The organism is Pseudomonas sp. SORGH_AS_0199 (assembly GCF_031453735.1).
Lineage (GTDB): Bacteria > Pseudomonadota > Gammaproteobacteria > Pseudomonadales > Pseudomonadaceae > Chryseomonas > Chryseomonas aestiva.
This window is the reverse complement of the sequence record NZ_JAVJAE010000001.1, coordinates 4,965,094-4,991,495: the sequence shown is the minus strand read 5'-3', so window position 1 is coordinate 4,991,495 and position 26,402 is coordinate 4,965,094. Positions and strand designations below refer to the sequence as shown.

The window sequence follows — 26,402 nt, the reverse complement described above, 5'->3', positions numbered from 1 at the left end:
AGAGCTAACCAGTGGACAAGGCTTCGCCGTTGTCCACGCTACGGGATTCGGTACGTAGGTTGGCGCTGAGACGGCTTCATCGTCGAAGCCCAACGGAGAGTTTCAACCCTGGGCACCGTTGGGCTTCGCTGCGCTCAGCGCCAACCTACGGGCGGGCCTTCATTCGCAACATGCCGCAATGAGCCCGGTGGGCGGTCGGCTGGAAGAACCGCTTAACTCAAGGGTCATCCTTCCGAATTCGATCGTCGCGAGGCCCGCCATGCCGACCCGTCGCCATTTCCTGCAGACCACCACCGCCCTGGCCGCCGCGGTCACCGCCGCGCCCTGGCTGTGGCAGAGCGCCCAGGCCGCCGAGCCGTTGCTGACCCGCAAGATCCCGCGCAGCGGCGAAGCCCTGCCCGTCATCGGCCTGGGCACCTCGGGCAATCTCGATGTCGAGCTGAACGATGCCGCCCTGGCGCCACTGCAGGAGGTACTCAAGGCGTTGCTCGACGGCGGCGGCACCCTCATCGACACCGCGCCCAGCTATGGCAATTCCGAGCGGGTGGCCGGCGAGCTGGTGAAGCGGGCCCAGGCTCGCGAGCGGGTCTTTCTCGCCACCAAGGTGTCGTCCACCGGGCGCGAACGCGGCGCGGCGCAACTGGCCGCCAGCTTCAAGGCCCTGCAGACCGAACGCCTGGACCTGGTCCAGGTGCACAATCTGCAGGACACCGCCAACCAACTGGCCCTGCTGCGCGAACAGCAGCAGGGCGGCAAGGTGCGCTATGTCGGTGTCACCCACTATCGCGAAGCGGCGCTGGACGATCTGCTCGCCACGCTGAAGCAGGAAAAGGTCGACTTCGTGCAGTTCAACTATTCGGTGGGCGAGCGCGAAGCCGAGAAACGCCTGCTGCCCTATTGCCGCGACCAGGGCATCGCCGTGCTGATCAATCGCCCCTTCCAGCGCGGTAATCTGCTCTCCGGCACCCGTGGCAAGCCGCTGCCAGCCCTGGCCGCTGAACTGGGCGCGACCAGCTGGGCGCAACTGCTGCTCAAGTTCATCCTCGCCGACCCGGCGGTGACCGCGGTGATCCCGGCCACCAGCAACCCACGCTACATGATCGATAACCTCCAGGCCGGTCGCGGTCGCCTGCCTGATGCACGCCAGCGTGAGGCCATCGCCGGGCTGTTCGCCTAGATGAAGGATTGGCTCGGTCGCGTCCTCGACGCCCGCGCCGGCGAGTCGTCCGCGGCCCTGGCCGGCTTTGCGCTGTTTCTCTGCCTGTTCGCCGGCTACTTCATGCTGCGGCCGATCCGCGAGGCCATGGGCATCGCCGGTGGCGTGGAGAACCTGCAGTGGCTGTTCACCGCCACCTTCCTGGTGATGCTGCTCGCCGTGCCGCTGTTCGCCTGGCTCAACTCGCGGGTGGCGCGGATTCGCTTCGTCGACTGGGTCTACGGCTGCTTCGCGCTCAACCTGCTGGCGTTCGCCGCCTGCTTCGCCAGCCTGGGCGACAGCGTCTGGCTGGCGCGTGCCTTCTATGTCTGGATATCGGTCTACAACCTCTTCGTGGTCTCGGTAGCCTGGAGTCTGATGGCCGATGTCTTCGACGGCGCCCAGGCGCGGCGGCTGTTCGCCTTCATCGCCGCCGGGGCCAGTGTCGGCGGGCTGCTCGGGCCGGTACTGGCCGCCGCCCTGGCGCCCCGGGTCGGCGAGGCGGGCCTGGCGCTGCTGGCCGCCGTGCTGCTGCTTCTGGCGCTCAGGCTCAAGGCCTATCTGATGGGCTGGCGCGAGACCCGGGGCGCCGGGCGGCCAGGGGCGCCACCGACCGAAAGCCCGCGGCGCCCGGTCGCCGGCAATCCCTTCAGCGGCCTGACCCGGGTGCTGGCCTCCCCCTATCTGCTGGCGGTGAGCGCCTTCGTCATCCTGCTGGCCACGGTCAGCACCTTTCTCTACTTCGAACAGGCACGCCTGGTGGCCGAGCTGTTTCCCGACCGCTCCCGCCAGGTGCAGGTGTTCGGCCTGCTGGATTTCGTGGTCCAGGCCGGCGCCCTGGCCAGCCAGGTGCTGATCACCGGCCGCCTGGCCCAGCGCCTCGGGGTGCGGGTGCTCCTGGCCGGGGTGCCGCTGCTGATGTGCATCGGCTTCCTGGGCCTCGCGCTGCTGCCCACCTTCGCCATGCTGGCGGGGCTGATGATCGTCAGGCGGATCGGCGAATACGCCTTCATCCGCCCGGGCCGCGAGATGCTCTTCGCGCCGCTGGACGCCGAGACCCAGTACAAGGCCAAGAACTTCATCGACACTGTGGTCTATCGCGCCGGTGACGCCGCCAGCGGCTGGGCCAAGAGTCTGCTGGACCTGCTCGGCCATGGCGCCTGGCTGCCGGCGCTGGTGGGCGCCGGTTGCGCGGCGCTCTGGGCCTGGCTCGGCTTCTACCTGGGCCGGCGGGCGGACCAGGCGGCCCAGGCCGACGAGGCGGAGCGGCGCTGAATACCGGCTGAATCGTTGTAGCCGGAAACAGCCCGGGGCTCCGAGAGGCGCCCTGCAGGGTGCTAAGGTAAGGCCTTCTTCCTGCCTCAAGGCCCTCCATGTTCCGCTCCCGCGCCATGATGTACCTGGTCCTGTTCGCCCTGCACCTGTTCATCGGCCTCAGTGTCATCGGTGACCTCGGGCTGTCGCCTGTCGCCCAGCTGCCGTTCTGGGCCCTGCTGATCCTGTCCTTCGTGCTGGTGCCCCTGGGCTTTCGCTCGCGGGACATGAACTCGCGCCTGCTGGCCTGGGCGGCGCTGATCGCCATGGGCGTGTTTTCCAGCCTGGCGGTGTTCAGTCTGCTGCGCGGCCTGGTGGTGGCGCTCGCCAGCCTGGTCGGCCACCCGCTGGACGCCGCCTGGCGCGTCGGCAGCGCCTGGGTGGTGCTGGGGCTGGTGCTGCTGGTGGCGCTGCGCAGCGTCTACAACGCCCGCCGTACCGCCAAGGTCAAAGAGGTGGACGTGGCCTTGCCGACGCTCCCCGCTGGCCTGGACGGCCTGAGCATCGTCCAGCTCAGCGACCTGCACATCGGCCCGACCATCAAGGCCGGCTATCTGCAACGCATCGTCGAGCGGGTCAACGGTCTGGACGCCGACCTGGTGGCCATCACCGGTGACCTGGTGGACGGCAAGGTGGCCGAACTGCGCCAGGAATTCCTGCCGCTGCAACAACTCAAGGCGCGCCTGGGCACCTATGCCATCACCGGCAATCACGAATACTATTCCGGCGCCGAAGCCTGGGTACGCACCTGGCGCGAGCAGGGCCTGACCGTGCTGCTCGACGAGCATCGGGTGCTACAGCACCAGGGCACGCCCTTCGTACTGGCCGGCATCACCGACTACTCGGCGCCGCTCTATGTGCCGAGCCACCGCAGCGACGCCGCGATCGCCTTCGCCAACGCCCCGCAAGGGCTGTTCCGCCTGCTGCTGGCCCACCAGCCGCGCTCGGCGCCCAAGGCCGCCGCCGCCGGCGCCGACCTGCAGCTCTCCGGCCACACCCACGGCGGCCAGTTCTGGCCCTGGATGCACTTCGTGCGCCTGCAGCAACCCTGGGTCGCCGGCATCCACCGCCTGGATCGGTTGACCGTCTACATCAGCCGCGGCACCGGCTACTGGGGCCCACCGCTGAGATTCGGCGCGCCGAGCGAGATCACCCTGATCAGGTTGCGAAAAGGGTAGCGGCAGGCGAAGCGGCGGTATCCGCATCCGACACGCCAGGAATCCCGATCCAGAGCCCCTGGGCGCTTCGAGCCCTGATCGCGCAAGGCAAAAGGCAGATGGATGGCCTTTTGCCACTGCTTGTCCTCAGGGGACAGATCCTTATCCTCGTCCCTGCATTCACCCGGACGCCCCAGCGTTCAAGGACCAACTGCAACACGGATAAGGATGTATCGCCATGACGAGGACAGTGGCTTTCTTGCTGGTCCCCGAGGTGCTGATGCTGGATTTCGCCGGGCCGGTGGAGGTGTTTTCCATCGCCAATCGCTATCTGGCCGCGGCTGACCACTATCGCATCGTGACCATCGCCGCCGGGCGGCGACGGACCCTGCGTTGTTCCAATGGCATGACGATACGCACGGAGCTCACCACCCAGCAGCCGCCCGCGGCCTATGACCTGCTGCTGGTGCCCGGCGGGCCGGGCGCCTATCTGGAGCCCCATCCGGACGTCGCGGCCTGGCTGCGCCAGGTGCCCGCGCAGTGCGCGCGCTACGGGGCGGTCTGCACCGGTACCTTTCTGCTGGGCAGTGCCGGCCTGCTCGATGGCCGGCGGGTGACCACCCACTGGAATTATCGCGAGCGCCTGGCGCGGCGCTTTCCCCGTGCCCAGGTGACCGCCGATGACATCTACCTGAGCGATGGCCCGCTGCTGAGCTCGGCCGGGGTCACCGCCGGCATCGACCTGGCGCTGGCGCTGGTGGCCGAGGACCATGGCAAGGCCATCGCCCGGGAGGTGGCCAAGGTGCTGGTGGTGGTGACCCAGCGGCAGGGCAAGCAGGCCCAGTTCAGTCCGCTGTTCGACGAACCCGAGGCGGCCACCGCCATCACCCGGGTGCAGCACCACGTCGTGGCGAACATCGACCAGGCCTATTCGATCAGCCGGCTCGCCGAGCTGGCGACCATGGGCACCCGCAACTTCGCCCGGGTGTTCAAGCGCGACACCGGCATGACGCCGCTGGAGTTCGTCCTGCGCGCGCGCATCGATCACGCCCGTGGATTGCTGGAGACCTCCGAGCTGCCGCTGAAGACGGTGGCCTTTCGCAGCGGCTTCGCCAGCGACCGCTGCATGCGCGCTGCCTTCCAGAGCCATCTGGGCCTGACCCCGGCGCAGTACCGCTATCAATTCAGCTGAAATCGGCGGCTGATGGCGGTATCACGCCCATCGATGGCAGCTTCTGGCCGTAGATCGTCGTACAACCTGCCTGGGCAGCGGCCAGAATGGTCCTACCTATCGGCTAAGGAGAGGCGCAGACGCCCGCGGGCGCCGGGAAGGAGTACCCCCGGCGACCCATGGCGGCGTGGCGCGGCATGGTCATGCAAGAGCTCAAGTCCCTGGAAGACGCCAGTGCCTTCCGCTTCTGCGGCCTGGTCCTGGATGCGCGACGGCGCCTGTTGCTCGATGGCGAGCGCGTGCTGCCCCTGCGCGGGCGGGCGCTGGACATCCTGCGGGTGCTGCTGGAACACCCTGGGGAGCTGGTCGACAAGCAGATCCTGATGACGAGGGTCTGGCCCGGGAGCGTCGTCGAGGACATCAATCTGCGGGTGCACATCTCGGCCCTGCGCCGGGTGCTGCGCCCCTACAGCGCCGACGATCCCATCCTCAGCGTCCGCCAGCGCGGCTACGGCTTCGCGCCGCCGGTGGAGCGGCTGGGCGAAGGCGACCTGATACCCCTGGTCGAGACGTCACCGCCGCTGACGCCCCTGGAAGGTCGCGACACCAGCCTGGTCGAACTGCGCCGGTTGCTTGCCCAGCGCCGCCTGGTGTCGGTGGTGGGCACCGGCGGTGTCGGCAAGTCGCTGCTGGTCCAGCATCTGCTGCCCGTGCTGGCGGAGGACTTTGCCGACGGGATACAGAGTCTCGATCTCGCCGCACTGGGCCACATGATGGCGCTGGTGGAGCGCCTCGCCAGCGACCTGGGCCTCGCCAGCGGCAGCGGTCTGCCGGCGCTGCAGGAAGCCCTGGCCACGCGCCGCCTGCTGCTGGTGCTGGACAATGCCGAGCGGCTGGTCGAGCCGGCGGCCTGGCTGGTGGAAAATCTGCTGCAAGGCTGTTCGCAGCTCAGGGTGCTGGTCACCAGTCGCGAGGCCCTGCGGGTGGAGGGAGAGGCCGTGTTGCGCCTGGCACCGTTGCCGATCGCGAATCCACCCTCGCACCACCTGCGCGAGGCCATGCGCGAACCGGCCTTTCGCCTGTTCGTCCGACGCGCCCGGGCGCGGCTGCCGGGGCTGCGACTGCAGCCGGCCGACGTGCAACTGGTCGGCGAGATCTGTCGGCGCAGCGAGGGCGTGCCCCTGGCGCTGGAGATCCTCGCCGAGCAGGTGGCGGCCCAGGGCCTGAACGGAGTGCTGGCGCAACTCGAAGGCGGCTACTACCTCAGTGTCCAGGGGCGGCGGACCGCGGCGCAGCGGCAACGCAGTCTCGGCGCCATGCTGGACTGGAGTCTGCACAGCCTGGGCGAGTCGGAATTCGCGGTGCTGGCGACCCTGGCCGAGGCCGGCGAGCGCTTCAGTCGCAGCGAGGCCCTGGCGCTGGCGGCGCAGCGCGGGCTGGAGGAGGCGCACTTCATCCCCCTGCTGGGGCAACTGGTGGAGAAGTCGCTGATCCTGGTGGAAGGCAGCGGGGCGACGCTAGGCTACCGCCTGCTGGCCATGCTGCGGCTGCATCTGCGGCAGTTCCGCCAGCAACCGCCGCTCCAGGGCCTGCTGCTGCCAGGCCAGCGGCGGGACCCCGATGGCGCGGGTGAATACCCGGCTCAGATGCGCCTGATCGAAGAAGCCGCATTCCAGGGCGATCGCCGCCAGGGGCAATTCGCGCTCGGCGAGTAATTGCTGGGCGCGGTGGATGCGCTGCTGCCGCAACCATTCCAGTGGAGCGAGCCCGGCACTGAGCTTGAACTGGCGGGTGAAGTGACTGCGCGACAGGCCGCAGACGGAGGCTACCTGACTGACGCTGATACCGCGCTCCAGATGCTGCAGCAGGACCTCCTTGGCCAGCCGTTCCTGCCAGGCGGCCAAACCGATCAGTCGGGTGCTGGATAGAGCCAGGGTGCTATCGACGGTCATGGACATGGCGCTCTCCCTATCAAACCAGCCGCGTCGCGCGACCGTCTGGATGAGAATGATTCCCTGCAGCTGTCTGACGTGCGAGTTGCCTATCGTTAATTAGCGTTAAGGCGGCAACGCTCTAGGCGCAATACTGTCGCGCCGGAGCTGGCCGAGGGTGCCGCCGGGCCAGCAGGTGCCAGCCCAGCAGGGCGAGGCCGAGCAGTCCGGCGAGCAGCAGGGGCGCCGGACCATAGGCCTGGAGTCTGTCGAGCAGGGCCAGGATGTGTTCTTCGAACAGCTTTCCCAGGGCCAGGCCGGAGCCGATCCACAGGGTGGCGCCGCCCAGGTCGTAGGCCAGGAAGCGCCGCAGGGGCATGGCGCTGGCACCGGCGCTGAGGGTGGCGAGGGCCGCGGCGCCGGGGACGAACTTGGCCACCAGCAGCAGGCCGGGCAGGCGGGTAGCCGCCGGGACGTGGCCAGGCAGGTGGCGCAACAGCCAGGCGCCATGTCGCCGGCCGGCCCAGTACCAGAGCAGATCGGCCACGCCGGTGACCGCCACGGTAGCCAGCAGCGCCAGGAGCAATTCGGCTTCATCGGCCGCGGCGCCCATCACCACCAGCGACGGATAGGCCGGTACCGGCAGGCCCAGCTGTTCGCCAAAGACGTTCAGCGTCAGCCAGAGGGTGGCGTTACCGGCCACCAGGGAGGTCAGGGCTTGGGTGCTCATGGCGCGTTCTCGGCAAGGGGAGGCCGTTGGAGCGGCCTCCTAGCGCAAACAGGGCCTACGATTTCGCGAGCAAATCGTAGTCAGGGCATTTGCGGCAGTTCGTTGGGCCGCAGATCAAACACCAGCACCTCGGCGTCGGTGCCGTGGGCCAGCTGCAGTTCGCGCTCGCCGCGCAGCCTGGCGCCGTCACCGGCCTGCAGCAGGACGCCGTTCAGTTCCAGGCTACCGCGGGCGACGTGCACATAGGCATGGCGCTCGGGGGCCAGTTGCAGAGTGGCGCCTTCGCTGCCGTCGAACAGACCGGCGTAGACCCGGGCGTCCTGGCGCACTTCCAGCGAACCCTCGGCGCCGTCCGGCGAGATGATCAGGGCCAGGCGGCCACGCTTGGCCGCGGCGCTGAAGTGCTGCTGCTGGTAGCGCGGTTCGGCGCGGCGCACGTTGGGCACGATCCAGATCTGCAGGAAGTGCACGCTCTCGCGCTCCGAGTGGTTGTACTCGCTGTGACTGACGCCGCTGCCGGCGCTCATCAGCTGGACGTCACCGGGGCGGATCACCGAGCCGGTGCCCAGGCTGTCCTGGTGCTCCAGGGCGCCTTCGAGCACATAGGAGAAGATCTCCATGTCGCGGTGCGGATGCTCGCCGAAGCCCTGGCCTCCGGTCACGGTGTCGTCGTTGATCACCAGCAGGTCGGAGAAGCCCTGCTCCGCCGGATTGCGATAGCTGGCGAAGGAAAAGGTGTGGAAGGACTTGAGCCAGCCGTGGTTGGCGGCGCCGCGATCGGAAGCTTTACGAATGGCCAGCATGATGAGGCTCCTTGTCTGAGTGGGGCGCGGTCTGTTCCGACGCCATGGAAGTCATCCTACTGTGGCGCCTGGGTTTGATTAACGAGCTGGAAGGAGAATGGTCGTCCTGTTTTGGTTGACGATACCCCTGGCTGGCTGGCGTCACCTGCTGCTCCGCGCTCATTGAACCTGGCGCGGACGGGCCGGCCAGAGCCGGACGGTCAGCGCCAGCAGCGCGGTCGCCAGCGCCAGACCGGCGACGCCGCTCCAGCCCAGCCGCGCCAGCAGCAGGCTGCCCAGGGCCGCGCCGCTGGCCATGCCGATGAACATGCCGGTGAAGAGCACCGCGTTGAGCCGGCTGCGCGCCTCGGGTTCCAGGCCGTAGACCTGGGCCTGGTGGGCGATCAGGGTGGCCTGGACGCCCAGGTCGAAGATCACCGTCGCCAGCGCCAGCAGTACCAGACCGGCCACGCCCGGCAACCAGGGCAGCAGGAGCAGGCTGGCGAAGGCCAGGGCCGCCAGGCCGATGCCCAGCCGCGTCACCCATTCCGAGCCATGGCGATCCGCCAGGCGGCCGGCCCAGGGCGCGGCCAGGGCACCGGCGGCACCGGCCAGGCCGAAGGCGCCGGCGGCGGCGCTGCCCAGCTGGAAGGGCCCGGCGTGCAGATAGAGGGCGAGGGTCGACCAGAAGGCACTGAAGCCCACCGACAGCAGGCCTTGCGCCAGGGTCGCCCGGCGCAGCGCGGCATGCCGGCGCCAGAGCGCGCCCAGGGAGCCGAGCAGGGCCGGATAGCTGAGTCGGGTGGTGGCGGCGAAGGCGGGCAGGCCGCGCCACACCGCCACGCCGATGGCGGCGATGCTCAGGGCGGCGAGCAGATAGACCGCCCGCCAGCCAAACCACTCGCCCACCAGGCCGCTGACCACCCGGGACAGCAGGATGCCCAGCAGCAGGCCGGTCATCACCGTGCCGACGATGCGCCCGCGCGCGGCCGGCGGCGCCAGGGTCGCGGCGGCAGGGACCAGGTCCTGGGCCACGGTGGCGGCCAGCCCGGTCACCAGGCTGGCCAGCAGCAGCCCGTGCAGCCCCGGCGCCAGGCTGGCGCCCAGCAGCGCCAGCAGCAGCACGGCCAGCTTGGCCAGGATGATGCGGCGGCGGTCGAAGCGATCACCCAGGGGCGCCAGCAGCAGCAGCCCCAGGGCATAGCCGAGCTGGGTAAGGGTAGGGATCAGTCCCACGTCGGCGGCAGGTGCTGGCAGTGCGCCCGCGAGAATGCCGAGCAGCGGCTGGCTGTAATAGAGGTTGGCCACGCTCAGGCCGGCGCCGGTGGCCAGCAGGCCGAGCAGGGCAGGGGACAGGCTGGCAACTTGAGGTGAGGTGTGGCTATGCGGGAGTGGAATGTCGGTCATGGCGGTTCATCCGGTGGGAAGACGATGAACGCATTCTTCACCAGAGCCATCGCCACCTGTAGCCGAACGCCGGGTACAGGGGGTATACGTAGGCCGTATGAACACCACCTTTACCCATGATCGTCTCGATCTGCTGGAAACCTTCGTGCGCATCGTCGAGGCCGGCAGCCTGTCGGCGGCGGCACGCCAGCTCGGTACCACGCAGCCCACCGTCAGTCGGCGCCTGCAGGCGCTGGAGGCCGCGCTGCAGGTGCGCCTGGTGCAGCGCTCGACCCACGCCCTGCGCCTGACCGAGGACGGCCAGCGCTGCTATCGCCAGGCCCAGCAACTGCTCGGCGATTGGCAGGCCTTCGCCGCCGCCCTGCACGGCGCCCATGCCGAGCCCGAGGGACGGCTGCGGGTGGTGATGCCCCATGCCTTCGGCCAGGAGCAGTTGCTCGATCCGCTGGAGACCTATCTGCGGCGCTATCCGGGGATGCAGGTGGACTGGGTGCTCAGCGACCGGGCACCGAATTTCGTCGCCGATGGCGTCGACTGTGCCATCCGGGTGGGGGTGGTGGAGGATCCGGACACCGTGGCGGTGCGCCTGGGCGACGTCCAGCGCATCCTGGTGGCGGCGCCGGAGCTGGCGAGCGCCCTGCAGACACCCGAGGAGCTGACGGCGCTGCCCTGGATCGCCATGACCCAGTTCTACCAGACCGAACTGCGCCTGCAGCTGGGCGCCACTGGCGAAAGCCGGCTGGTCCCCTTGCGGCCACGGCTGGCCACCGAGAGCCTCTTTGTCGCCCGGCATGCCGCGGTGCGCGGCCTGGGCTGCGCGGCACTGTCGCACTGGATGGTGCGCGAGGACGTCGCTGCGGGGCGCCTGGTCCATCTGCTCCCCGAGTGGCAGGCCGCGCCCCTGCCGATCTATCTCATCTATCCCTATGCCCGCGTCTATCCGGCGCGACTGCGCCTGTTTCTCGAGCTGGTGCGCGAGGCCTGTGCCAGGATGCTGGATGTGACAGCGCCCGCCTGAACGCAAGGATCGGGCGGGCGCATCGAGCGAGGGCGATCAGGCGAGGCGGGCCGACCGCGCCGGCCGCCGGCCATCCAGGCTCAGGGCCCCGGCGCCGAAGGCGGCCACCTGCAGCAGGCCACCGGCGATGGCGACATTCTTGAGGAAGTGGATCAGCTGGTTCTGGTCGGCGAAGTTGTGGTGGAACACCAGGGCAGTCACCAGGGTGAAGGCGGCCATGGCCAGCGCCACCGGCCGGGTGCGATAGCCGATCAGCAGCAGGCTGGCGAGTCCCAGCTCCACCGCCAGGGCGCCGAGGTAGGCAAGGTCCGGGAAGGGCAGGCCCATGGCGGCGATGTAGCCCTTGGTGGCCGCCGGAGCGAGCAGTTTGCCCACGCCGCTGAACAGGAAGAGGCTGGCGAGCAGCAGGCGGCCGGTGGTGGCGGTGAGGGCTTGAGTGTTCATCGTCGACTGTCCTTGGTGAGGTCCGGCATCCGGTGTGGATGCGATGGGGCCAGGTTACTGTCCACCCTGAATTCGATTAAGTAGCCGTTCCGCGTTTCATAGTCTCTCAAGAGTTGACTATTTCCGGCGTACTGATCCGTACTGTGACCTGAATCCTTTCACCTGCACGCCACAGCACAGGCGTACAAAAACCAGCACAGACGTCCAAGGCCGCCCAGCGTCGTCCGGGTGAAAGTCCGCTCCATCGACGGCGCGGGGTCTTCTCGCAGCCGATTCTTTTCGCGGGAGGCTGGGCCATGGAACGCTTGCGACTGGATCTGGGACTCTTGTTCCTGCGCCTGGGTGGCGCCGGACTGCTCCTGGCGGTGCATGGTCTGCCCAAGTCGCTGCATTTCCGCCAGCAACTCGGCTTGATCGAGGACCCGTTGCACCTGGGTGCCTGGCCGACCCTGGGTTTCGCGGTTTTCGCCGAGGTCGTCTGCCCGCTGTTGATCGCCCTGGGCTGGGCGACGCGCCTGGCCTGCCTGCCGATCCTCGGCGTGCTGCTGATTGCGCTGCTGGTGGTGCATCCGCAGTGGTCCCTGGAAGAAGGCCAGTTCGGCTGGCTGCTGCTGGTGCTGTTCGGCACCCTGGCGCTCACCGGGCCGGGTCGCTATTCGCTGGAGGCGCGGCTGGCCAGGCGTCAAGCCACCCAGGGTGGTTTCGCGAGGGCGCTGTCATGAGTGCCGCACTCGGGCAGGACCTGCAGCAGGCCCACAGCCGCATCGTCACCCTGGTGATCCGCCACCAGCCCCTGGCCGACCAGCAGGACGCCTACCAGCGCTGGCTGCAGCGCGCGGTCACCGCCGCCCGCGCGGCCTGCGGCCACCTGGGCGTGGATGTCATCCCGCCGGCGGAGGAGGGCGCCGCCTTCACCACCCTGGTGCGCTTCGCCGACGTCGACCAGCTCCAGGCCTGGCTGGCCTCGCCCGAACGCCAGGCGCTGATCGCCGAGGTGGCGCCGCTGCTGCGCGAGGCCGATGCGCCCGAGGTGCATGCCGACGCCGAATTCTGGTTCAACCCGCCGCGCCCCGGCGTGCGCCCGCCGCCGGCCTGGAAGCAGGCGGTGCTGACCTACCTGGTCATCGCGCCCCTGACGATGCTGATCCCACCACTGTGGCAGCCGCTGTTCGCGCGCTATCCGCTGCTGGCCGGCACTGTGCCGAGCAACCTGCTGATCACCCTGTGCATCGTGCCGCTGGTGGTATTCCTGATCATGCCGAGGGTGAGCCGCCTGTGCGCGCCCTGGCTCAACGCCCGCTCGGGCGCCTTTTCCACTCCTTCCACCCACAGAGGCGAGCAACCATGAGCACCTTCACCACCCGCGACGGCGTCGAGATCTATTTCAAGGACTGGGGCAGCGGCAAGCCCGTGCTGTTCAGCCACGGCTGGCCGCTGGACGCCGACATGTGGGACTACCAGATGCACCATCTGGCCAGCCACGGCTATCGCGCCATCGCCTTCGACCGCCGCGGCTTCGGGCGCTCCGGCCAGCCGTGGAATGGCTATGACTACGACACCTTCGCCGATGACATCAAGGAGCTGATCGAGCACCTGGACCTACGCGACGTCACCCTGGTGGGCTTTTCCATGGGCGGGGGCGACGTCAGCCGCTACCTGGCGCGCCATGGCTCGGCGCGGGTCGCCAAGCTGGCGCTGCTCGGCGCCGTCACCCCGCTGTTCGGGCAGCAGCCGGACTTCCCCCAGGGCGTCGACCAGGGCGTCTTCGACGGTATCCGCGGTGGTCTGCTGAAGGACCGCGCCCAGTTCCTCGCCGACTTCGCCCCGGTGTTCTATGGCACCAACCAGGGCCAGACGGTCTCCGCGGGCGTCTTCACCCAGACCCTCAACATCGCCCTGCTGGCTTCGCTGAAAGGCACCCTGGATTGCGTCACCGCCTTCTCCGAGACCGACTTCCGGCCGGACATGGCCAAGATCGACGTGCCGACCCTGGTGATCCACGGCGACGCCGACCAGGTGGTGCCCTTCGCGACCACCGGCAAGCTGGCCGCCGAGCTGATCCGTGGCGCCGAGCTCAAGGTGTACGCCGGCGCCCCCCACGGCTTCGCGGTGACTCACGCCGAGCAGTTGAACCGCGACCTGCTGGCCTTCGTCGCCCGCTGAGCCTTCCCGGGCGCCTCGCGCCCGGACTTCTGATCCTGGTCCCGGAGGCCACATGCAACACGCCGATCTGATTCTGCACAACGGCAAGCTCCACACCGTCGATCCCGAGCGCCCCGAGGCGACCGCGGTCGCCATCAAGGACGGCGTCTTTCTTGCCGTGGGCAGCGACAGCGACGTCATGGCCCATCGCGGCCCGGGCACCCAGGTGGTCGACCTGCGCGGGCGCCGCGCCATCCCCGGCCTCAACGACTCCCACCTGCACCTGATCCGCGGCGGCCTCAACTACAACCTGGAACTGCGCTGGGAGGGCGTGCCCTCGCTGGCCGATGCCCTGCGCATGCTCAAGGACCAGGCCGAGCGCACCCCGGCGCCCCAGTGGGTGCGGGTGGTGGGCGGCTGGAACGAATTCCAGTTCGCCGAGCGCCGGCTGCCGACCCTGGAGGAGCTCAACCAGGCCGCGCCGGACACCCCGGTGTTCATCCTCCACCTCTACGACCGGGCACTGCTCAACCGCGCCGCCCTGCGTGTCGTGGGCTACACCAAGGACACGCCCAATCCGCCAGGTGGCGAGATCCAGCGCGATGCCCGCGGCGAGCCCACCGGCATGCTCATCGCCCGGCCCAATGCCATGATCCTCTACGCCACCCTGGCCAAGGGGCCCAAGCTGCCGCTGGAATACCAGGTCAACTCCACCCGCCAGTTCATGCGCGAGCTCAATCGCCTGGGCCTGACCAGCGCCATCGACGCCGGCGGCGGCTTCCAGAACTACCCGGACGACTACCAGGTGATCCAGGAACTGGCCGATGCCGACCAGCTCACCGTGCGCATCGCCTACAACCTCTTCACCCAGCGGCCCAAGGAAGAGCTGACCGACTTCAGGAACTGGACCAGCAGCGTCACCCTGCACCAGGGCACCGACTTCCTCCGCCACAACGGCGCCGGCGAGATGCTGGCCTTCTCCGCGGCCGACTTCGAGGACTTCCTCGAACCGCGCCCGGACCTGCCGCCCACCATGGAGGCCGATCTGGAACCGGTGGTGCGTCACCTGGTGGAGCAGCGCTGGCCGTTCCGCCTGCACGCCACCTACGACGAATCCATCTCGCGCATGCTCGACGTCTTCGAGCGGGTCAACCGCGACGTGCCCTTCAACGGGCTGCCCTGGTTCTTCGACCACGCCGAGACCATCAGTTCGCGCAACATCGAGCGGGTCAAGGCCCTCGGCGGCGGCATCGCCATCCAGGACCGCATGGCCTTCCAGGGCGAATACTTCGTCGACCGCTATGGTGCCCAGGCCGCCGAGCAGACCCCGCCGATCCAGCGGATGCTCGCCGAAGGCGTACCGGTAGGGGCGGGGACCGATGCCACCCGCGTCTCCAGCTACAACCCCTGGACCTCGCTGTACTGGCTGGTCAGCGGCCGTACCGTCGGCGGCCTGGCGCTCTACCAGGAAGGCCTGCCACGGGCCACCGCCCTGCAGCTGTTCACCCAGGGCAGCGCCTGGTTCTCCTCGGAACAGGGCAAGAAGGGCCAGCTGCGGGTAGGCCAGCTGGCCGATGTGGCGGTGCTCTCGGCGGACTTCTTCACGGTCGAGGAAGAGGCCATCAAGCACCTGGAGTCGGTGCTGACCGTGGTCGGTGGTCGTATCGTCCATGGCGCCGAGGAATTCGATCGCCTGGGTCCGCCGCCCCTGCCCGTCACCCCGGACTGGTCGCCGGTGGTCAAGGTGCCCGGCCACTGGAAGCCCGGTGCGCCCCTGCAGGCCGCCGTGCACCAGTGCGCCGGCGCCTGTTCCGTGCATGGCCACGGCCATGAGCGGGCGCGCCAGAGCCGGGTGCCGGTCAGCGACTTCAGTGGCTTCTGGGGCGCCTTCGGCTGCTCCTGCTTCAGCTTCTGAGGAGCGTCCGCCATGACCGCCGCCGCCCTGACTTCCACCACCGCCTCGCCCTGGCAGCCCCTGCGTCAGCGCACCTTCCGCTGGCTGTGGCTGGCCAGCATCGCCTCCAACATCGGTACCTGGATGCACGAGGTGGGCGCCGGCTGGTTGATGACCTCGTTGTCGGCCAGTCCTCTGGCGGTGGCCCTGGTCCAGGTGGCGGGGGCGCTGCCGATGTTCCTGCTGGCACTGCCGGCCGGCGCCCTGGCCGACATGGTCGACCGCCGTCGCTACCTGCTCGGCGTGCAGCTGTGGATGGCCGCGGTGGCCCTGGCTCTGGCCGGGCTGACCCTGGCCGGCTGGATGACCGTGCCGCTGCTGCTGGGCCTGACCCTGGCCATGGGCGTGGGCACGGCGCTGATGCTGCCGGCCTGGTCGGCGCTGACCCCCGAGCTGGTCGATAAAAGCGAGTTGCCCGCGGCCATCGCCCTGTCCAGCCTGGGCATGAACGTGGCCCGTGCCCTCGGCCCGGCGCTCGCCGGGGTGCTGGTCAGCCTGACCGGTCCCTGGCTGACCTTCGCCCTCAATGCCGTTTCCTTCCTTGCCGTGATCGTCGCGCTCCTGACCTGGCGACGCCAACCTGCAGCCGCCGTGCTGCCCGCGGAGCGCCTGCTGGGCGCCGTCCGGGTCGGCCTCCGCTATGCCCGCAGCTCGCTCCAGCTGCAGGTGGTGCTGGCCCGGACCGCCGCGTTTTTCCTCGGCGCCAGCGCCGGCATGGCCCTGTTGCCACTGCTGGTGCGCCAGGCCCTGCAGGGTACCGCCCTGGATTTCGGCATCCTGCTCGGGTGCGTCGGCCTGGGTGCCATCGGCGGCGCCATGCTCCTGCCGCGGCTGCGCGAACGGCTGTCCAGCGACCTGCTGGTGGCGGGTGCCAGTGCGCTCTATGCCGGGGTCCTGCTCGGCCTGGCCTGGATTCGCGACTTCGCTTGGCTGCTGCCGGTCATGCTGGTCAGCGGCCTGGCCTGGATCGCCGTGCTCTCCAGCCTGCAGGTGGCGGCCCAGACCGTCGTGCCCGCCTGGGTGCGCGCCCGTGCCCTGGCCGTCTACATCCTGGTGTTCTTTGGCACCAGCGCCCTGGGCGGCTTGCTCTGGGGCGCCCTGGCCAGTCACTTCTCCCTGAGTCTTGCCCTGAGCGCGGCGGCCGGGGTGCTGCTGGCCGGCATCGGGCTGACCTGGCGCCTGCGCTTGCCGGTCACCCCGGCCGCAGATATCGCCCCTTCGCTGCACTGGCCGGCGCCGATCCTCGACGACTCCCTGGATCGCGAGCGTGGCCCGGTGATGGTCACCCTGGAGTACGACATCGCCCCCGAGCATGGTCCGGCCTTTCGCCAGGCCATGCAGGCGGTGGGCGCCATGCGCCGACGCAACGGCGCCTTCTCCTGGGCCTTGCTGCAGGACAGCGCCGAACCACGCCGCTGGCAGGAATTCTTCTGCGACGAATCCTGGCTGGAACACCTGCGCCACCACCACCGCGTCACCCAGGGCGAACAGCGCCTGGAAGCGGCGGCGCGCCAGTACCAGACCCCCGGCGTACCCGTCGCTATTCGCCATCTCCTGGGCGGCGCCTGATGCCGCCCTTCACCCGCAACCCCCAAACCCACTCCCTGAGGACTCCACCATGAGCAAGCCCTACAACCGTCTCGACAAGAACGATGCCGTCGTCCTGCTGATCGACCACCAGGCCGGTCTGATCTCGCTGGTCCAGGATTTCACCCCCAGCGACTTCAAGAACAACGTCCTGGCCCTGGCCAACAGCGCCAAGTTCTTCGGCCTGCCCACCATCCTCACCACCAGCTTCGAGCAGGGCCCCAACGGCCCGCTGGTGCCCGAGCTAGTCGAGCTGTTCCCCGAGGCGCCGTACATCGCCCGCCCCGGCCAGATCAACGCCTGGGACAACGAAGACTTCGTCGCCGCCATCAAGGCCACCGGCCGCAAGCAGCTGATCATCGCCGGCGTGGTGACCGACGTCTGCGTGACCTTCCCGGCCCTGGCGGCCATCGCCGAAGGCTTCGACGTCTTCGTGGTGACCGATGCCTCCGGCACCTTCGACAAGACCGTGCAGCAGGCTGCCTGGGCGCGCATGAGCGCCGCCGGCGTGCAACTGATGAACTGGTTCAGCGTGGCCTGCGAGCTGCACCGCGACTGGCGCAACGACATCGAGGGCCTGGGTGCCCTGCTGTCCAACCACATCCCCAACTACCGCAACCTGATGACGAGCTACGCCAAGCTGGCCGCCAAGTAAGAGCCTATCCAAAGTCTGCTGCGCGTCGGCCAAACGGCGTTGAAGAGGCCTTCGGAATGCTCATTTACTATTTGTAAACTCCGCTTCCTCAGGCCTCTTCGCCTTGTTTGGCTCTAGCTCGCGAGACTTTGAACAGACTCTAAGGTAACGACAGTCAGGCGCCCCTCCCGGCGCCTGACCTTCGCGGAGGGATGCCGTGAACCGCAACGACCTGCGCCGCATCGACCTGCACCTGCTGGTGGTGTTCGAAAGCCTGATGCACGAGCGCAATCTCACCCGCACCGCGGAAAAGCTCTTTCTCGGCCAGCCGGCCATCAGTGCCGCCCTGGTGCGCCTGCGGCAATTCTTCGACGACCCCCTGCTGGTACGCAGTGGGCGGGCGATGGAGCCCACGCCGCGGGCCCTGGCCATTCTCGAACGGCTGCGCCCGGCGCTGGACGGCCTGTCCAATGCCTTGAGCGAGGTCGACGACTTCGACCCCGGCGCCAGTCGCGCGGTGTTTCGCCTGGGCATGTCCGACGACGTCGAGTGCGGCCTGCTGCCGCCGCTGCTGGCCCATCTGCGCGAGGTGGCGCCGCACTGTGTGCTGGTGGTGCGCAACGCCAACTTCCTGCTGCTGCCCGGCCTGCTGGCCAGTGGCGAGGTGTCCCTGGGCATCAGCTACACCACCCAGCTGCCGGCCAACGCCAGGTGCCGTACCCTGAGGCACATCCGCGCCCTGGTGGTGCGCGCCGACCGCGATCCCGCGCCCCTGACCCTGGATGACTATTGCGCGCGGCCCCATGTGCTGGTGTCGATGTCCGGCGATCTCTGCGGCAACATCGACGACGACCTGGCGCGCCTCGGCCGCAGTCGCAAGGTGGCCCTGGGCGTACCCCACTTCAACGGTCTCGGCGCCCTGCTGGCCGGCAGCGAATTGCTCGCCACGGTGCCCGACTACGCCGCCCGGGCGCTGGCTGCGGGCGGCGGCCTGCGCATCGAGGAACCACCGTTTCCCATCGTCCCGGCCAAACTGTCGCTGGTCTGGCGCGCGGCCCAGGACCAGGATCCGGGCGAGCGCTGGCTGCGCGGCGAGATCATCAGATTCATGGGCGAACCGGCTGCGTGAGCCCAGCCGGCTGCTCGGCCACCGCTCCGGAAATCTGCATGCCACGGGTCTCCTTGCCGAAGGCCACGAAGAGGATGATCAGCAGCGCCACGGTGCCTGCCACCAGCGCCATGGCCAAGCCATAGTTGCCGCCGTGGGCCGCTGCGATATGCGCCTGCAGGGTAGCGTTGACCGAGGCCAGCAGGTTGCCCATCTGGTAGACGAAGCCCGGCAGCACGGCGCGCACATTGCCCGGCACCAGTTCGTTGAGATAGGTGGGCACCACGCCCCAGGCGCCCTGCACCATGAATTGCATCAGGAAGGCGCCGATGCCCAGCGTCCAGGAGCCGCTGGAGAAGGCCCACAGGGGCAGGACCGGCAACGACAGCAGTGCGGCTAGCATGATCGCCTTCTTGCGGCCGATGCGTTCCGACAGCGAACCGAAGAGCACGCCGCCGAGCATCGCCGCGATGTTGTAGCCGATGGCGATCAGACTCACGGTATGGGCATCGAACTGGTGCTGCACCTTGAGGAAGGTGGGATAGAGGTCCTGGGTGCCGTGGCTGAAGAAATTGAAGCAGGCCATCAGCAGCACCATGTACAGGCAGATCTTCCAGTGCTGGCGCAGGATTGGCAGCAGGGCAGTACTCTCCTTGCGCTCGCGCGCGGCCAGCCACACCGGCGACTCCGGCACCTTGAAGTAGATGAAGGGCAGCAGCAGGACCGGCAGGGCGCCGATCAGGAACATGCCGCGCCAACCCACCGTGGTGAAGAACAAGCCGAAGACGATGGAGGCGAGCAGGTAGCCGCAGGGATAGCCGGCCTGGAAGATCCCCGACATCAGCCCGCGCGCGCGATCGGGGATGGTTTCCATCGCCAGCGACGAAGCCACGCCCCAGACCCCGCCCATGGCCACGCCGTAGAGAAGACGGAAAGCCATGAACGCCATGAAGGTCGGCGACCAGGCGGACAGCAGCTCGAAGACCGAGAACAGCACGATGTTGAGCATCAAAATCGGCCGGCGCCCATGCCGCTCGGCCAGGCGCCCGAAGATCAGGGCGCCTATCGGACGCACCGCCAGGGTCAGCATGATCGACAGGGAGACATCGGTCACCGAGTTGTGGAAATACGTCGACAGGTTGCTGAGGACGAAGACCAGGATGAAGAAGTCGAATGCATCCATCGTCCAGCTGGCAAAGGTGGCGAAGGCCACGTTGCGCTGTGTAGAAGTCCAGGTAGACATGGCCAATCTCCTTGCTCGAAGGGCTGTCGACGCCCTGGCGGCTCGCGGGGTCAGTGGGGAGGCAGCCTTGGTTGTAGTGGTTGTATCGCTAGCCTCTCCCCGGAGCGCTTACGAGAACCTTAAGGTGAGCATCACAAAAGTCCGCGCCTGACCGGAGACGTCCGGGGGCACCATCAGCCGCGTCGATAAGCGCTATCCGCCGGTACGATTTATGGACGAGGGCGTTGGCTTCTTACGATGGCTCCATATTGTTTGGAGCCACTCCCATGTCCCTCGCCGCCCTTCGCAATACCCTCCGCCTGCTGGCCTGCGCCGGCTCGCTCGCCCTCCTGGCCGGCTGTGCCAGCTCCCACACCGCCTACCTGCAGGATGGCCGCACCGCCTACCTGGTGCAGTGCAACGGGGTATTCGGCAGCTGGTCCGGCTGCGCGGGCGAAGCTGCCGAGCGTTGCGCCACCGGCAGCTATCAGGTGCTGGCCCGCAACCACCTTGACGGCGCCAGCGAGGCGGAAGCCGAGGCCAGCATTGCCGGCCAGTCCTATCCGGTACGCAATCTGCTGGTGCAGTGCCAGGGCGAGCAGCTGGCCTGGCGGGTGGGCACCTTCGTCCGCCGGCTGCCGGTTAGCGAGGGTTGAGGGCAGGTCGGCAGGCTGTCGAGCGTTTCACAGCGGCTGAACACCTGCTCGGTTCTCCTCTCCCTCTATGAGAGGGTTGGGGTGAAGGCGCGCCCCGCACACTGAAGTCACTCCCGGAAAAGGCTGCGCCGTTTTCCAGGCTACGGCTCCGATAGAGCTGAACGCCTGCTCGAATAACCCCCTCTCCCTCCGGGAGAGGGTTGGGGTGAGGGCACGCCCTGCACACTGAAGTCAGTCCCGGAAAAGGCTGCGCCGTTTTCCAGGCTACGGCTCCGATAGAGCTGAATGCCTGCTCGAACAACCCCCTCTCCCTCCGGGAGAGGGTCGGGGTGAGGGCACGCCCTGCACACAGCGACGTCACCCCTGGAAAAGGCTCAGGCCATGGCTGCGATAGACCGTAGGCGCGGTCGCATCGACTGGCCACCAGGATCGCGGACCAAGAAGCGCCTCGTGCCCCAGGGGGCCGTCACCGGACCATACTCCGGCACGTAGCCCGCGCATCACCTCAACGGCTGCACGGCCCGCTGGTAAGTGGGGCTAATCCACCAGGGCCTCTTCCAGGACCTTGAGAAATTCCCGCGTCGCCGGCGTCGGCAGCGGCGACCAGATGGCATGGACGTTGCGCTGCGGGGCATCGCTGACCGGCACCCGGGCCAGGCCGGCAAAGGTGCTGGCGATACTCTGGGGCACCAGTCCGATCGCCAGGCCACGACGGACGAAGCGTTCCAGCAGCTGCATGTTGCCCGTCTCGAAACGCACCCGATGGGGCAGGCCCAGGGCGGCGAAGGCCTCGTCGGTCTGCCGCCGGGCGCCGCTGCCGGCGGGCAGGTCCACCAGCGGCAGATCCACCAGCTCGTGCAGCGACAGCCTTTCCCGCCCCGCCAGGGCGTGCGCGGCCGGCAGCACTGCCACCAGTTCCTCGCTGAGCAGTAGGCGGCTGGCCACCGCCTCCAGGGCCACCTGGCGCGACAGGCCGATCAGGGCGAAATCCAGTTGTCGCTCGCGCACCGCCGCCAGCAGCGTCTCGCTCTTGTCCTGGCGCAGCCGGATGTCCACCTGGGGATGGCGGGCATGGAAGGTGGCCAGCAACTCGACGATATCCAGGCGTGGCACCGAGGAGATCAGGCCCAGTGTCAGGGTGCCGCGAATGGCGCCGACCGCGGCGGCCACGTCCTGCTGCAGCCTTTCCACCGCCGCCAGCGCCTGCCGCGCCTGGACCAGTAGCGCTTCGCCGGCGGGGGTGAGGCGCACCTGCCGCGGCAGGCGTTCGAACAGGGTGGCGCCCAGTTCGGCTTCCAGGCGGGCGATCTGGTGACTGAGCGCCGACTGCACCACATGGCAACGCTCGGCGGCGCGGGTGAAGTGGCGCTCCTCCGCCAGGGCGACGGCGAATTCCAGTTGCTTGAGATTCATGGCGCTATCTTGAAATGAGATCGAAACCATCTTAACGATTCATTTAACCGATGGCTGCCGTTGTCCGATACTGACCAGCCTTTCCCATGCCGGAACCTTGCGGATGTCGACTCCCACGCCTCCTCTCAGCCGCTGGCTGACCTTGCTCATGGCCGTCGCCACCGGTATCGCGGTGGCCAGCAACTACTACAACCAGCCGTTGCTGCACACCATCGCCCAGCGCTTTGACCTCAGCTACACCCAGGCCGGCAGCATCGTCACCACCGCCCAGCTCAGCTACGCCGCCGGGCTCCTGCTGCTGGTGCCCCTGGGCGATCTGCTGGAGCGCCGCCGGCTGATCGTCACCATGAGTGTGATCGCCGCCGCCGGCCTGGCCCTGAGCGCCACCGCCACCAGTCTGACCTGGCTGCTAGTGGGCACCGCCATGACCGGACTCTTCTCGGTGGTGGCCCAGGTGCTGGTGCCCTTCGCCGCGACCCTGGCCGCGCCGGAGCAGCGGGGTAGGGCGGTGGGCACGGTGATGAGCGGCCTCATCCTCGGCATCCTGCTGGCCCGCACCGTGGCCGGGGCGCTCTCGTCCCTGGGCGACTGGCGCGCACCGTCTATGCCGTGGCGGCCGGTCTGATGCTGGCGACCGCCCTGGCCCTGCGCCTGGCGCTGCCGCGCTATCAGCAGTCGGCGGGCCTGAGCTATCCACGGCTGCTGGGTTCGGTGTTCGTGCTCTTGCGCGACGAACCCATGCATCGTCTGCGCACCCTGCTGGGCTGTCTGGGCTTCGCCGTCTTCGCGGTGTTCTGGACGCCCCTGGCCTTTCTGCTCGCCGCCGAACCCTATGGCTTCAGCGACGGTACCATCGGCCTGTTCGGTCTCGCCGGCGCGGTGGGCGCCCTGGCCGCCAACCTGGCCGGGCGCATGGCCGACCAGGGCAAGGGTGGTCTCGCCACCAGCATCGGGCTGGCTTCCCTGACCCTGGCCTGGCTGCCCCTGGCCTTCGCCCAGCAGTCGCTGGCGGCGCTGCTGGTCGGCATCCTGGTGCTGGATCTCGCCGTGCAGCTCAGCCACGTCAGCAACCAGAACGTGGTCTATCGCCTGCGCCCGGAAGCCCGTAGTCGCCTCAACGCCGGCTACATGACCGGCTACTTCCTCGGCGGCTCCCTGGGTTCGCTGCTGTCGGCGCGGCTGTACGAGCACTTTGGCTGGACCGGCGTCAGCCTGGCCGGCTGCCTGCTGGCCGCCACGGCGCTGGCCGTCTGGTACCTGTTCCTGCTGCGCCAGCGTCAGGCGCGGGCCTGAGCGCCATCATCAGCGCGGTCGATGATCGCTATCCCGCGGGACGATTTCTAGGCGCGGGGTGGGCTGGCGACAATGAGTCCACACCCACCCGACACAGGTACTCGCCATGAAAGCTCTCACCGCTCTGTTCGCCGCCACTCTGCTCACCACCGCCATCGCCCAATCCGCCCAGGCCGAGGAAAGCGCCCTGCGCCCCCTGGGTTCGCTGATCGAAAAGCACCAGCAGCAGGATCGCACCCTGGCCGAGAACGGCACCGAGCGCAGCCTGCAGCCGTCGATCCAGCGCCAGCAGCAGCGTCTCGACCCGCGGCGTGCCCTGGCTGAAAACGGCGCCGAGCGCAGTCTGCAGCCGGCGATCCAGCGTCAGCAGCAGCGTCTGGATGGCCAGCGCCTGGCTGCCGACGGCGCCGAGCGAACCCTCCAGCAGTGGCCCCAGCGTCAACCGACCCGCGGCGCCGTAGCGTGAGTCGGCCCGACCGTCAGGCGGTCGCGCAGATAGTCCGAGAACAGCTGGACGATGCGCGCCGACTGACGATGCTGGGGATAGACCGCATAGACCGCCGCGCTGGGCAGGGCAAAGTCTTCCAGCACCTGCACCAGCGCCCCTGAGGCCAGCGCCGCGCCGATGATGAAGGTCGGCAGCACCGCGATGCCCTGACCGGCGATGGCCGCGTCCCGCACCACCTCTCCGTTGTTGGCCCTGAGCTGACCCTGCATGGGCAGCACCAGCGGCTTGCCTCCGCGCTGAAAGCGCCATTCCACCTGGTGACCATGGCCATAGAGCAGACAGCTGTGCTCGGCCAGATCCTCCGGTTGCAGCAGCGGCGGCGCCTTCTTTAGATAATCCGGACTGGCACAGGTCACCAGCTGCATCTCGGTCAGTCGCTTGGCGATCAGACTGGAATCGGCCAGGGTGCCGATGCGGATCGACATGTCGTAGCCCTCGGCGAGCAGATCCACCGCCCGGTCATTGAGATCCAGCTCCAGGCGGATCTGCGGATAGGCCGAGAGAAAATCCGGCAGCAGGGGACTCAGGTGCAGGGTGCCAAAGGTCATGGGCGCACTGACTCTCAGCACCCCCTGGGGCACCGTCCGCCGGCTGGAGAGCAACTCCTCGGTGTCGTTGACGTCTTCGAGGATCTTCACCGCTCGCTCGTAGAGCAGCATCCCCAGCTCGGTCGCCTGCAGACGCCGCGTGGTGCGGTTGATCAACCGCACGCCAAGACTTTCCTCCAGCAACAGGGTCCGCCGGCTGACGTATTGCTTGGACAGCCCCAGCTTGTCGGCGGCGGCGGTGAAGCTGGCCCTCGTTCAGGGTGGTGACGAACAGGCGCAGGTCTTCGAAATTCATGGCGGCATCCAGGCAGCGGGAGACGTTCGACGGCGGTCGGATCGCCGTCATTGTGCCAAATCGCCAGGCGTCCGGTGTCAGCCAGGCCGTTGGCGAACGGGCAAAAGAAAACCCCCTCGCCACCTTGCGGTGAGGAGGGGGTTCTGGCGTTCGCCGTCGCTTAGACGTTGAAGCGGAAGTGCATGACGTCACCGTCCTTGACGATGTACTCCTTGCCTTCCAGGCGCCACTTGCCGGCTTCCTTAGCGCCGTTCTCGCCCTTGAAGGCGATGAAGTCGGCATAGGCCACCACTTCGGCGCGGATGAAGCCCTTCTCGAAATCGGTGTGGATGGCGGCGGCCGACTGGGGCGCGGTGGCGCCGACGCGGACGGTCCAGGCACGGACTTCCTTCACCCCGGCGGTGAAGTAGGTCTGCAGGTTGAGCAGTTCGTAGCCGGCGCGGATCACCCGGTTCAGGCCCGGCTCTTCCATGCCCATGGACTCGAGGAACATCTGCTTTTCCTCGTCGTCGTCCAGTTCGGCGATTTCCGCCTCGATCTTGTTGCAGACCGGCACCACCACGGCGCCTTCTTCTTCGGCGATGGCCCGGACCACATCCAGGTGCGGGTTGTTCTCGAAGCCGTCTTCGGCGACGTTGGCGATGTACATCACCGGCTTGCTGGTCAGCAGGTGGAAGCTGCGCACCAGGCGCTTCTGCTCCTCGTCCAGGCCCTTCAGCAGGCTGCGGGCAGGCTTGCCGGCCTCGAAGTGCGGAATCAGCTGTTCCAGCAGGGCCTTCTGCGCCAGGGCTTCCTTGTCACCGCCCTTGGCGTTGCGGGTCACGCGTTGCAGCTGCTTCTCGCAGCTGTCGAGGTCGGCGAAGATCAGCTCCAGGTCGATCACCTCGATGTCCCGCTTGGGATCCACCGAATTCGACACGTGGATGACGTTCTCATCTTCGAAGCAGCGCACCACGTGGGCGATGGCGTCGGTCTCGCGGATGTTGGCGAGAAACTTGTTGCCCAGACCTTCACCCTTGGAGGCGCCGGCCACTAGCCCGGCGATGTCGACGAACTCCATGGTGGTGGGGATCACCCGCTCGGGTTTGACGATCTCCGCCAGGGCGTTCAGTCGCGCATCGGGCATGGGCACGATGCCGCTGTTGGGCTCGATGGTGCAGAAGGGAAAGTTTTCTGCCGCGATACCAGATTGGGTCAGGGCATTGAACAGAGTGGACTTGCCGACGTTGGGCAGGCCGACGATGCCGCAATTGAATCCCATGGTGTGTGTCCTCGCGGAAGAAAAGGAAGAGGGTAGGGTAGGTCAGGCCTTGCGGCTGTGCAGGCGTTGCATGGCGCGGGTCAGGTCGCCGGTCAGCAGCTCCGGAACCACCTCCAGGGCGGCATCGATGCTGGTGTCGAGCAGGTCCTGCTCGCTGCGCGGTGCGCGGCCCAGCACGAAGTTGGAGACCAGGCTGGCATGCCCCGGATGGCCGATGCCCAGGCGCAGACGCTGGAAGCCGTTCTGATTGCCGAGCTGGGCGATGATGTCGCGCAGTCCGTTGTGCCCCCCATGGCCGCCGCCGGTCTTGAGGCGTGCGGTGCCGGGTGGCAGGTCGAGTTCATCGTGGGCCACCAGGATGGCTGCCGGCGGGATGCGGAAAAAGCCGGCGAGCGCCGCCACGGCCTGGCCGCTGCGGTTCATGTAGGTGGTGGGGATGAGTAGACGAACATCGTTGCCCGCGTGGCGGAAGCGCCCCACCAGGCCATGATACTTGCGGTCGACAGCCAGGCTCGCGCCCTGGGCGGCTGCCAGTCGCTCAACGAAAAGGGCCCCTGCATTGTGCCGAGTCTGGTCGTATTCGGGGCCCGGATTACCCAGGCCGACGATCAGTTGGACGGCAGTCATGTCAG

Annotated in this window: 23 protein-coding genes and 3 pseudogenes; 16 read left to right on the top strand and 10 right to left on the bottom strand. The window is 68.2% G+C overall.

Going from position 1 to position 26,402, the window contains the following annotated elements:
• Positions 1-259 precede the first annotated feature (259 nt).
• The 5 genes and pseudogenes from QE444_RS23320 to QE444_RS23750 form a co-directional block, all read left to right on the top strand.
• Positions 260-1,177 carry an aldo/keto reductase gene (locus tag QE444_RS23320; protein ID WP_285388856.1) on the top strand — a complete coding sequence of 306 codons (918 nt, stop codon included), beginning with the start codon at positions 260-262 and terminating at the stop codon, positions 1,175-1,177.
• A complete protein-coding gene (locus QE444_RS23315; RefSeq protein WP_285388859.1) occupies positions 1,178-2,470 on the top strand; it encodes an NTP/NDP exchange transporter in 1,293 nt (430 codons plus the stop codon).
• 98 nt (positions 2,471-2,568) lie between these two features.
• Entirely contained in the window at positions 2,569-3,687 is a 1,119-nt protein-coding gene (locus QE444_RS23310; RefSeq protein ID WP_285388861.1) for a metallophosphoesterase, read from the top strand.
• A 217-nt stretch (positions 3,688-3,904) separates the two neighbouring features.
• On the top strand, positions 3,905-4,858 hold the full coding sequence (locus QE444_RS23305) for a GlxA family transcriptional regulator (RefSeq protein ID WP_273861895.1): 954 nt from the start codon (positions 3,905-3,907) through the stop codon (positions 4,856-4,858).
• A 158-nt stretch (positions 4,859-5,016) separates the two neighbouring features.
• Positions 5,017-5,736: pseudogene (locus QE444_RS23750) on the top strand (transcriptional regulator); the annotation flags it as partial.
• Between the two features lie 618 nt (positions 5,737-6,354).
• On the opposite strand, the gene QE444_RS23295 reads toward QE444_RS23750, so the two are convergent.
• From QE444_RS23295 to QE444_RS23280, 4 genes are all read right to left on the bottom strand, one after another.
• Entirely contained in the window at positions 6,355-6,795 is a 441-nt protein-coding gene (locus tag QE444_RS23295) for a helix-turn-helix domain-containing protein (RefSeq protein ID WP_133861573.1), read from the bottom strand.
• Positions 6,796-6,910: 115 nt separating this feature from the next.
• On the bottom strand, positions 6,911-7,498 hold the full coding sequence (locus QE444_RS23290; protein WP_285388866.1) for a VTT domain-containing protein: 588 nt from the start codon (positions 7,496-7,498) through the stop codon (positions 6,911-6,913).
• Between the two features lie 80 nt (positions 7,499-7,578).
• Entirely contained in the window at positions 7,579-8,301 is a 723-nt protein-coding gene (locus tag QE444_RS23285; RefSeq protein ID WP_133861571.1) for a pirin family protein, read from the bottom strand.
• Between the two features lie 159 nt (positions 8,302-8,460).
• The gene (locus tag QE444_RS23280; protein ID WP_187980425.1) at positions 8,461-9,687 is read right to left on the bottom strand and encodes an MFS transporter; all 1,227 of its coding nucleotides are present in this window, start codon (positions 9,685-9,687) and stop codon (positions 8,461-8,463) included.
• 97 nt (positions 9,688-9,784) lie between these two features.
• Between QE444_RS23280 and QE444_RS23275 the strand changes: the two genes are divergently transcribed.
• The gene (locus QE444_RS23275) at positions 9,785-10,705 is read left to right on the top strand and encodes a LysR family transcriptional regulator (RefSeq protein ID WP_285388870.1); all 921 of its coding nucleotides are present in this window, start codon (positions 9,785-9,787) and stop codon (positions 10,703-10,705) included.
• A 36-nt stretch (positions 10,706-10,741) separates the two neighbouring features.
• Here the strand turns inward: QE444_RS23275 and QE444_RS23270 are convergent, their stop codons facing one another.
• Positions 10,742-11,149 carry a DoxX family protein gene (locus QE444_RS23270; RefSeq protein WP_187980424.1) on the bottom strand — a complete coding sequence of 136 codons (408 nt, stop codon included), beginning with the start codon at positions 11,147-11,149 and terminating at the stop codon, positions 10,742-10,744.
• A 296-nt stretch (positions 11,150-11,445) separates the two neighbouring features.
• On the opposite strand from QE444_RS23270, the gene QE444_RS23265 reads away from it, so the two are divergent.
• The 7 genes from QE444_RS23265 (at position 11,446) to QE444_RS23235 (ending at position 18,595) form a co-directional block, all read left to right on the top strand.
• Entirely contained in the window at positions 11,446-11,871 is a 426-nt protein-coding gene (locus QE444_RS23265; protein WP_285388874.1) for a DoxX family protein, read from the top strand.
• Positions 11,868-12,497: an antibiotic biosynthesis monooxygenase gene (locus tag QE444_RS23260; protein ID WP_187980422.1), complete on the top strand. Its 630-nt coding sequence runs from the start codon at positions 11,868-11,870 to the stop codon at positions 12,495-12,497. The genes QE444_RS23265 and QE444_RS23260 overlap by 4 nt, the downstream gene beginning before the upstream one ends.
• Positions 12,494-13,312, top strand: a complete 819-nt coding sequence (locus QE444_RS23255) for an alpha/beta fold hydrolase (protein ID WP_263259266.1) — start codon at positions 12,494-12,496, stop codon at positions 13,310-13,312. The genes QE444_RS23260 and QE444_RS23255 overlap by 4 nt, the downstream gene beginning before the upstream one ends.
• A 52-nt stretch (positions 13,313-13,364) precedes the next feature.
• A complete protein-coding gene (locus QE444_RS23250) occupies positions 13,365-15,206 on the top strand; it encodes an amidohydrolase (RefSeq protein ID WP_285388879.1) in 1,842 nt (613 codons plus the stop codon).
• 12 nt (positions 15,207-15,218) lie between these two features.
• Positions 15,219-16,814, top strand: coding sequence for an MFS transporter (locus tag QE444_RS23245; RefSeq protein ID WP_285388881.1), 1,596 nt, complete (start codon positions 15,219-15,221; stop codon positions 16,812-16,814).
• Between the two features lie 49 nt (positions 16,815-16,863).
• On the top strand, positions 16,864-17,487 hold the full coding sequence (gene ycaC / locus QE444_RS23240; RefSeq protein ID WP_059313433.1) for an isochorismate family cysteine hydrolase YcaC: 624 nt from the start codon (positions 16,864-16,866) through the stop codon (positions 17,485-17,487).
• 196 nt (positions 17,488-17,683) lie between these two features.
• Positions 17,684-18,595, top strand: a complete 912-nt coding sequence (locus QE444_RS23235) for a LysR substrate-binding domain-containing protein (RefSeq protein ID WP_158894809.1) — start codon at positions 17,684-17,686, stop codon at positions 18,593-18,595.
• On the opposite strand, the gene QE444_RS23230 is transcribed toward QE444_RS23235, so the two are convergent.
• Complete coding sequence (locus tag QE444_RS23230) at positions 18,573-19,817, bottom strand: MFS transporter (RefSeq protein WP_285388885.1); 1,245 nt, start codon at positions 19,815-19,817, stop codon at positions 18,573-18,575. The genes QE444_RS23235 and QE444_RS23230 overlap by 23 nt on opposite strands.
• A gap of 266 nt (positions 19,818-20,083) precedes the next feature.
• Between QE444_RS23230 and QE444_RS23225 the strand changes: the two genes are divergently transcribed.
• The gene (locus QE444_RS23225) at positions 20,084-20,452 is read left to right on the top strand and encodes a hypothetical protein (protein ID WP_133861560.1); all 369 of its coding nucleotides are present in this window, start codon (positions 20,084-20,086) and stop codon (positions 20,450-20,452) included.
• Positions 20,453-20,989: 537 nt separating this feature from the next.
• On the opposite strand, the gene QE444_RS23220 is transcribed toward QE444_RS23225, so the two are convergent.
• Positions 20,990-21,865, bottom strand: a complete 876-nt coding sequence (locus tag QE444_RS23220; protein WP_285388887.1) for a LysR substrate-binding domain-containing protein — start codon at positions 21,863-21,865, stop codon at positions 20,990-20,992.
• A 103-nt stretch (positions 21,866-21,968) separates the two neighbouring features.
• On the opposite strand from QE444_RS23220, the pseudogene QE444_RS23215 reads away from it, so the two are divergent.
• Positions 21,969-23,158, top strand: a pseudogene (locus QE444_RS23215) (MFS transporter).
• Between the two features lie 106 nt (positions 23,159-23,264).
• The gene (locus QE444_RS23210; protein WP_208693789.1) at positions 23,265-23,624 is read left to right on the top strand and encodes a hypothetical protein; all 360 of its coding nucleotides are present in this window, start codon (positions 23,265-23,267) and stop codon (positions 23,622-23,624) included.
• On the opposite strand, the pseudogene QE444_RS23205 reads toward QE444_RS23210, so the two are convergent.
• The 3 genes and pseudogenes from QE444_RS23205 to pth form a co-directional block, all read right to left on the bottom strand.
• Positions 23,597-24,509 (bottom strand): annotated as a pseudogene (locus tag QE444_RS23205) (LysR substrate-binding domain-containing protein). The gene QE444_RS23210 and the pseudogene QE444_RS23205 sit on opposite strands and share 28 nt — an antisense overlap.
• Before the next feature lie 160 nt (positions 24,510-24,669).
• Entirely contained in the window at positions 24,670-25,770 is a 1,101-nt protein-coding gene (gene ychF, locus QE444_RS23200; RefSeq protein ID WP_133861556.1) for a redox-regulated ATPase YchF, read from the bottom strand.
• A 42-nt stretch (positions 25,771-25,812) separates the two neighbouring features.
• Positions 25,813-26,397 carry an aminoacyl-tRNA hydrolase gene (gene pth, locus QE444_RS23195; RefSeq protein ID WP_133861555.1) on the bottom strand — a complete coding sequence of 195 codons (585 nt, stop codon included), beginning with the start codon at positions 26,395-26,397 and terminating at the stop codon, positions 25,813-25,815.
• Positions 26,398-26,402 lie beyond the last annotated feature (5 nt).